Below are 7,441 nucleotides of genomic sequence, written 5' to 3'. Positions count from 1 at the left end.
ACTCATGAAATCGATCTGCGGATCGATGACGACGAACGCAACGCGCGCGAGGTCAAGCTTCATGCCCGTCTTGGGCAGCGCCGGTTTGGACGGATCTGCGTACTTGGCGACGCCACCGGCCGGCGCTGCGTTGGCCAGCGAGGGCAGTTGGCTAGACGCAACTGCGGCGGCGGCAACCGTGCTCTTCAAGAAAGTACGGCGGCCGTGAAATTCTGGGGTCTCACACACAATGATTCTCCATTCAATTCCGTAACACGAGCAGATGCAGTAGACGCACTGCCATGAACTTCTTGGATAGTTCTGGGGGCTGGTGAAACTCGTTAGGACGTTGGGTCAAGATGAATACTGGGTGAACTGACTGACGTTGCGTTCACCGAACCTGCGCTGCTCTGCTTGCCGCAGAAACTGCGTGGAATGAATCCTAGACTCAGGCACGGCATGTCAGTAGTGCTGCCACGGTGCCCACACTGTTGTCACATCGGCACCAATCTTTGCGCCATGCGTTGCGTGGTCCGCAGTACACGCTGCGACTAGTCATCCTCGGTCCAGCAGCGTCCGCCCTGGGCAGGCCGATGGTCTGACGACCAAGTTCGGCTCCTGCCGGCTGGCGCCGGCGTAGCCGATCTCGGGGTCGATCAGGCGCTTGCCGGGCCACAAGCGGACATTGGCCAGTCGTGGCCTAGTGGCCATATCCAGACCCTCTTCGGTCAGTCGGCCGCCCACCAATCCATGCGACTGGGTCTGTCACTTCCTGCCTGCCCCCCCAAAGCTCAGGAAACGAAGATCCGTAGCTCAGGCGTTGCCCTTGCTCCGATCCAACGTTCTGCTCTGCGCTGCCCTACCTCGGTCGAGCCTTCCTCCTGCCAGCGGTTTCGGAAGGGTGATAATGGCGTTTCCACCAGTGCGCTGGCTGCTCCATCGACACCGAGACAAGCATGAACTCCATTCCCCAGGACCAGGCAATTCCGCCGCAAGTGCGGCTGACCAGCTTCTCTCACGGCGGGGGCTGTGGTTGCAAAATCGCCCCGGGAGTCCTCTCAGAAATCCTGCGTGGCAGCGGGGCAGGATTCATGCCCAAGGAGTTGCTCGTTGGCATCGAAACGTCCGATGATGCAGCGGTCTATCAACTCAATGCGGAGCAGGCGCTCATTGCGACAACGGATTTCTTCATGCCGATCGTGGATGATCCGTTCGACTTCGGCCGCATAGCTGCCACGAATGCGATCAGCGACATCTATGCAATGGGCGGGCGACCTATCATGGCGCTTGCATTGGTCGCCATGCCCATCAATCAGTTGCCGGTGGAGGTGATCGGCAAGGTGCTTGAGGGGGGGCAATCCGTATGTCGCACAGCCGGCATTCCGATCGCGGGCGGGCATACCATCGATTCGATCGAGCCCATTTACGGGCTGGTCGTCATGGGGCTGGCGCACCCATCCAGGATCCGGCGCAACCGCGATGCCCGCGCTGGCGATGTGCTTGTTCTTGGCAAGCCGCTGGGCGTGGGCGTCATGTCCGCAGCGCTAAAAAGGGGCGCACTCAGCGAAGCTGGGTACGGCCATCTGATCGATGCCACCACGAAGCTGAATACCCCTGGTATTGCGCTTGCGGAGCTAGAGGATGTCCACGCGCTTACCGATGTGACCGGCTTTGGTATCGCCGGTCATACGCTGGAACTGGCCAGGGGCGCAGGCCTGAGAGCGGTGCTTCATTGGGGCCGTCTGCCGCTGTTGCCCGGGATAGCGCCGCTCGCGGAGCAGGGCAATATCACTGGCGCATCCCGGCGCAATTGGGAGAGCTACGGCAGCGAGATTCAGCTTGACACTGCGCTGCCTGCGATCGCCCAGTCGCTGCTCACTGATCCGCAAACCAGCGGCGGGTTGCTCGTCAGTTGCGCGCCGCAGGCTGCAGACAACGTCGTGCGCCTATTTCAGGAGCAGGGCTTCGTCGACGCCGCTGTCATCGGACGGATCGAGGCCGGCGAGCCCGGGCTGGTGGTCCTGCCATGAAATCCCCTGTACGCGTTACCGATCGTCATACTTTCGACACGATTATTGACGCGCGCTCGCCAGCAGAGTTCGAGTTGGACCACATCCCTGGAGCATTGAACTGCCCAGTACTCGACAACGAAGAGCGCCGCATCGTGGGGACATTGTATAAACAGGTCGGTGCATTTGAGGCTCGCCGGATCGGCGGCGCCATGGTGGCGGCCAATCTGGCTCGCTACCTGCGTGGGGTTTTCGCGGAGCGTCCGTCCAACTGGAAGCCACTTATTTACTGTTGGCGGGGTGGCATGCGCAGTGGCGCCATGACCACCTGGCTACGTATGGTCGGTTGGGATGCCCAGCAACTTGCCGGCGGCTATAAGGCGTGGCGACGTCATGTGATCGACACCATCACAACGCACGCCCCAATTCTGCCGCTGGTAGTGATCTGCGGCGCGACTGGGAGCGGTAAAACCCGGATCCTGCAGGCTCTGGCCGCGCAAGGCGAACAAACGCTGGATCTTGAAGCGCTAGCCCGGCATAAGGGTTCCCTCCTTGGGGCGACTCCCGGCGTCCAGCAGCCTTCTCAAATCGCATTCGAGACCAGTATCGCGGCCGTCATCGAGAAGATTGATTTGTCTCGGCCACTTTTCGTGGAGGGCGAAGGAGCGCGTATCGGACGCCTCAACGTACCCGTGCCGCTGGTCGAGCGCATGCGTGCAAGCCCTTGCGTCGAGATCATGGTATCGCTACCCGCGCGCCTGGCGTTTCTATTGCGCGACTATGCCTATCTGGGCGACCGCCCCGAATGGCTAGCGGGACAACTCGAGCTCCTCAAGCCATTGCACGGCAAGGAGACCATCGCAGCCTGGCAGAGCATGGCACGGCTTGGCAATCTGTCCGACCTGTTCGGCGAGCTAACGACCAGGCACTACGATCCTGCGTATTCACGATCCCAGCGAAAGCACTTTTACGACTGGGCAAATCGACGCATCATTACCGTCGATGACTTATCGGAAGAAAGTGTGGAGACCTTGGCGAGACACGTTGTCGCGACGTCGGTGCCCGGGAAGCCCGCCAACCGCAATTCGGATACCGCTAACTCGCCTTCGATCCGCACTCCAATAGAATTTCAAATGTCCGATGACGGCGCCGAAACGGACACTTGAAACAACCAGGCGTACGACTGAGGGTCGGTAGCTGCCTTGAGCGGTCGCGCCATGCGGCCCAAAAAGGAAATCTATGGACCTATGTCCGAGCTCGGCCAAGTCAGTCGATACCGGATCTTCGATGACCGAGGCGGCCGATTCTCTGCCGTTGACTCAGGATTCAGTTACGGCGGTTCCCACCATGAAGAGTCGTTCGACCTTCCCCTCAATTGGTCCGTTCAGCCCACAGACGGCTTGGCAGAAAACTGTGGTTCTATCATGCCGTGCTCGAGCATGACCGCCGCCGCGAAGTCGGTGAATGCAGTCACGGCACGAGGTATGTGTCGACGGCTCGGGTAGACGAAATACACGGCCACGTCTCGCTGTCCGTGGCCACGCAAAACCTCCCGCAATCGACCTTCCCGAATATGTGTGGCAGTCGTCAATGCCGGCAGCAACGCGATACCTAGTCCGGCAAGGGCTGCGCCGAGTTGAGCCTGCAGGGTATTGACCTGGAAGCGCCCGCTGACGGGAATCTCCGCGCCAGCATGCGAGCCGTCAAGTTGCCAGAACACTGACGCGCCCGTCCGCGCCGGCGGCGCAATGCAGTCGTGCCCCGAGAGCGCTTCCGGCGAACTCGGCACGCCGCGTGCAGCGAGATAGGTGGGACTCGCCACCATCGTCCAGCGGACCCGGCCGATCTGCCTTGCAACCAGTGTTGGCTCGTCAAGCTTACCTGCCCGGAACGCTACATCGATCCCGTCTCCCAGCAGATCGGCGCGCGCATCGCTCAATTCGAACTCCAGACGCACGCCTGGATGTGCCGTCAGGAAGCCGGCGATCTCGTCTGGCGGGAACCAGTTGAAGAAATCCACCCCCGCCGCAACACGAACCCTGCCGCTTGGGGACTTGCTGGTGTCAACCAATTGCTGCGCCGACTGCGTCAGCGCGTCGACCTGTTCGGCACATTGCGTGAAAAACAAGTGCCCGGCATCGGTGAGTGCCAGACGTCGCGTGGATCGTTGCAGCAACCGGACGCCGAGCGCGCGCTCAAGCTGCTGGATTCGCCGACTACCGGTACTGGGCGGTATGCCCAGTCGCCGGCCAGCCTCGGCGAAGCTTCCCGAGCGCACGACGTGAACAAAGAGCGCGATGTCGTTCAGGTCCATTGGGAATTATTCCATTTTTGCACGAGTGCATCCCATTGTACCGTCTGTTCAACTAATCCGGGGCGCACTACCATCGCAGCCTTGCCAGACGAGACAGATATGCGCGCCTACAGACTGACTGCACCCCACCTGGATTCACTGCAGGTATCTGAAGAGGCAATTCCTATTGCCGAACCCCATGAAGTGCTTGTCAAGATGCACGCGGCCTCGCTCAACTACAAGGACACGTTCTACATTGCTGGCGACAACGGTATTCGCTTGCCCCGCCCGACGGTGCCGCTGTCAGATGGCGCCGGAGAAGTCGTGGCTGTTGGATCTCGCGTAAATCGCTTTGTGCCGGGAGACCGGGTTGCAGGCCTTTTCGTGCAGGACTGGCTCTACGGCCCGATCCCGAAGCATGCTGCCGATTCAAGCACGACCCTTGGGCACGGCATCGACGGCACCTTGGCTGAGTATCGGCTCTTCAATCAGGAGGGCCTGGTACATCTGCCAAAGAACCTGTCCTATGAGGAAGGCGCAGCGCTTCCGTGCGCCGCGGTAACAGCCTGGAACGCAGTCCGGGACGTCCGTTCTTCACAGACGGTGCTGATCCTTGGCACGGGTGGGGTTGCCCTATTCGCACTCCAGTTTGCAAAGGCCCTTGGTGCGAAAGCAATAGTGACCTCGTCGAACGACGTAAAGGCCAAGCAGGCCATCAAGGCTGGCGCAGACCACGTTGTCAACTATCGACGCAATCCGGATTGGCACAAGGAAATCCGGCTACTGACAGACGGCAGCGGCGTCGACCACGTCGTGGACACCGTGGGACCGGACACTCTGGAGCAGTCGGTCCAGGCAGCCACCCGGGAAGGAACCGTGCATTTCGTCGGCCTGATGAATACCAAAGGGGCGATCAACCCGATGCAAATCCTTGGCGGCACGGTCACGGTACGCGGTATTCGGGTCGGCTCGCGTCAGTTGTTCGAGGAAATGAATACCGTCATCGAACGCCATGACCTCCATCCGATTATCGGCAACCGCTTGCCGTTCGAGAATGCCAGGCAGGCGTTTGAACAGCAGGTTCGCGGCGCCCCATTCGGAAAGATTGTCATCAATATCGAAAATCCCGGTGAAAGATAGCAGCGATCGTGCACACAGGAGAGCGCTCCTGGAATTCAACCAATTACCAACTCATGAGGATTGACATGCCGCTCAATACAAAGAGAGTCATCGCTGTAATCGGCGCAACTGGCCAGCAAGGGAGCGCAGTGGTGCGTGCTCTGAAGGCTCGCGACAAATTCAAGGTGCGCGCACTGACACGAGAGCCAGGCAAGCATCGCGACCTCGCGGATGAAGTGGTCGAGGCTGATCTGGATCGCCCTGAAACACTGTTGCCGGCGCTTGATGGAGCGTATGGCCTTTTCCTCGTAACGAATTTCTGGCAAGAAGGCACTGACGAGCTCAAGCAGGCGAAAGCAGCGATAGCTGCAGCCAGAGATGCCGGCGTCGAACACCTTGTTTGGTCAACGCTACCCGATGTCGAAGCAATCAGCGGTGGCAGGTTCAACGTTCCTCACTATACGGGAAAGGCCCGGATCGACCGAATCGTGCGGGAAGCGGGCTTCGCGTATTACACCTACGTCGTTCCGCCGTTCTATTACCAGAATCTCTTGGGGGTGATGGCGCCGCAGAAGCAGCCAGATGGGTCCTTGGGTTGGAGTCTTCCGCTCAATCCTGACGCGCGTGGCATCCACATGGGTGACATCAATGAGTTGGGTGATATTGTCGCCGGGGCGTTCGCTCATCCGGACGAGGCAGGTCATGGTGAGTACCTGCCCCTCGTCGGCGATCTCATGAGCTTTAACGACATCATCGCGACCCTCCGTCAATTGGGGCTTCACTTTTCATTCAACCGTGTTCCAGCCGGTGTCTTTCCGGCGGAAGTGGAGGCGACCTTCGACTACTTCGAAGCCCACACTTATATGGGTTCGCATTTGTCCGACGAGATTGCTCGTGCCAAAAGGATCGCAGGCAGGCAGCCGACGCCATTTCTGCAATGGGCCCGAGAGCGCTTTCAAGCCGCATGAATTAGCGTGGGATGAATTGATCGGCAGGCCCTGAGCAGGTCTCCTTTTTTCCCGGACTAACAGGCAGTAAAGGCAACGAGGCGTGTCCAGCGTCCCGAGAGTGGTACCCGCTTGTGTCGCTCCCACGACCAACATCGGCCCCTGTACGGCCGTAGAACTGTTTGAAGCGGCGCCCCAATTCAACGGCTGGGATGGGAGCGCCAACGGCTACCAACCTTCCAAGTCAGATGGCCCCGCATTTCGGCCGACTCAGCCCTTCGCCGCAGCGCAGTCGAATGGCTCAGAAGGGTCGAAAACAGGCGCCCGAATTATGGCTTGACCAACATATCCCTGGCGTACTTGAGGCCCATGCCATAGCCCCCGCCAAAGCGCTCCACCAGTCCGCGAGCTCGGTCGTAGGTTTCCTTGCGCGTCCAGTCCCTCTGGAACTCGAGCAGGACCTGCAACCAGCTCGTCACCTCCGCGCCTTTGGAACGCATGCGGTCCAGTGCGTAGTGATGGGAATCGACGGTCGCCCCGCCGCAGGCGTCCGCCACGACAAAGGCCTGGTAACCCTCGGACAGGCAGCACAGGACCGGGAAGCACACACAGGCTTCGGTCAGCATGCCCGCGAACAGCAGCTTCTTCCTGCCGGTGGCAATCACTGCCTGCCGCGCGGCATCGTCTTCCCATAGGTTCATGGAGCGCCGGTCGTACACCGGAACATCGGGCAACAGCTCGCGAATGGCCGGAAACGGAGGACCGCTATACACCTTCGTTGCCGAGGTCGAGAGAATCGTGGGGACGTCAAATGTCCGGGCGGTCTCGACAAGTGCCACGAGATTATTGAGTAGCTGCTGGCGGTCCATCGACTGCACCGCGAATCCCAGGCCTGCCTGCGGATCCACCAGCACCAGTGCACACTCCTGCGGAGAATTGAGTTCGTCCATCTTGCACCTGCCTCAAAAGCTGAAATTAAGTAACGCAGCGCCCCAAGACATTCAGGCTAGTCGATCGTCGCCGGGTACCCAAGTACGCCTTCCAGCGCGCGCAGGATCGGACACTTGTGGCGACATTACCGGTGCCGCCAAGCG

At 60.1% G+C, this 7,441-nt stretch carries 6 protein-coding genes and 1 pseudogene; 4 read left to right on the top strand and 3 right to left on the bottom strand.

What is annotated here, in order from left to right; translation table 11 throughout:
* Window positions 1-147: pseudogene (locus BLR29_RS15070) on the bottom strand (cysteine hydrolase); the annotation flags it as partial.
* A gap of 788 nt (window positions 148-935) precedes the next feature.
* On the opposite strand from BLR29_RS15070, the gene selD reads away from it, so the two are divergent.
* Window positions 936-2,009, top strand: coding sequence for a selenide, water dikinase SelD (gene selD / locus BLR29_RS15065; RefSeq protein ID WP_092137787.1), 1,074 nt, complete (start codon window positions 936-938; stop codon window positions 2,007-2,009).
* Window positions 2,006-3,154, top strand: a complete 1,149-nt coding sequence (gene mnmH, locus BLR29_RS15060; protein WP_092137786.1) for a tRNA 2-selenouridine(34) synthase MnmH — start codon at window positions 2,006-2,008, stop codon at window positions 3,152-3,154. Before selD ends, mnmH begins: the two co-directional genes overlap by 4 nt.
* A gap of 218 nt (window positions 3,155-3,372) precedes the next feature.
* Here the strand turns inward: mnmH and BLR29_RS15055 are convergent, their stop codons facing one another.
* On the bottom strand, window positions 3,373-4,302 hold the full coding sequence (locus BLR29_RS15055; protein WP_092137785.1) for a LysR family transcriptional regulator: 930 nt from the start codon (window positions 4,300-4,302) through the stop codon (window positions 3,373-3,375).
* A 99-nt stretch (window positions 4,303-4,401) separates the two neighbouring features.
* Between BLR29_RS15055 and BLR29_RS15050 the strand changes: the two genes are divergently transcribed.
* Entirely contained in the window at window positions 4,402-5,421 is a 1,020-nt protein-coding gene (locus tag BLR29_RS15050) for a zinc-dependent alcohol dehydrogenase family protein (RefSeq protein WP_092137784.1), read from the top strand.
* 65 nt (window positions 5,422-5,486) lie between these two features.
* A complete protein-coding gene (locus BLR29_RS15045) occupies window positions 5,487-6,368 on the top strand; it encodes an NmrA/HSCARG family protein (protein ID WP_092137836.1) in 882 nt (293 codons plus the stop codon).
* Between the two features lie 308 nt (window positions 6,369-6,676).
* On the opposite strand, the gene BLR29_RS15040 is transcribed toward BLR29_RS15045, so the two are convergent.
* On the bottom strand, window positions 6,677-7,297 hold the full coding sequence (locus tag BLR29_RS15040; RefSeq protein WP_092137783.1) for a hydrolase: 621 nt from the start codon (window positions 7,295-7,297) through the stop codon (window positions 6,677-6,679).
* Window positions 7,298-7,441 lie beyond the last annotated feature (144 nt).

It is taken from the genome of Cupriavidus sp. YR651, assembly GCF_900101625.1.
Taxonomy (GTDB): domain Bacteria; phylum Pseudomonadota; class Gammaproteobacteria; order Burkholderiales; family Burkholderiaceae; genus Cupriavidus.
The sequence above is the reverse complement of the archived record's forward strand: the minus strand, read 5'-3'. Positions and strand labels throughout refer to the sequence as shown.

What these genes read in the sequence shown, in the direction of transcription:
- BLR29_RS15045 (WP_092137836.1), top strand. Translation starts at nt 5,487, where the DNA reads ATGCCGCTCAATACAAAGAGAGTCATCGCTGTAATCGGCGCAACTGGC.
- mnmH (WP_092137786.1), top strand. Translation starts at nt 2,006, where the DNA reads ATGAAATCCCCTGTACGCGTTACCGATCGTCATACTTTCGACACGATT.
- BLR29_RS15040 (WP_092137783.1), bottom strand. Translation starts at nt 7,297, where the DNA reads ATGGACGAACTCAATTCTCCGCAGGAGTGTGCACTGGTGCTGGTGGAT.
- BLR29_RS15055 (WP_092137785.1), bottom strand. Translation starts at nt 4,302, where the DNA reads ATGGACCTGAACGACATCGCGCTCTTTGTTCACGTCGTGCGCTCGGGA.
- selD (WP_092137787.1), top strand. Translation starts at nt 936, where the DNA reads ATGAACTCCATTCCCCAGGACCAGGCAATTCCGCCGCAAGTGCGGCTG.
- BLR29_RS15050 (WP_092137784.1), top strand. Translation starts at nt 4,402, where the DNA reads ATGCGCGCCTACAGACTGACTGCACCCCACCTGGATTCACTGCAGGTA.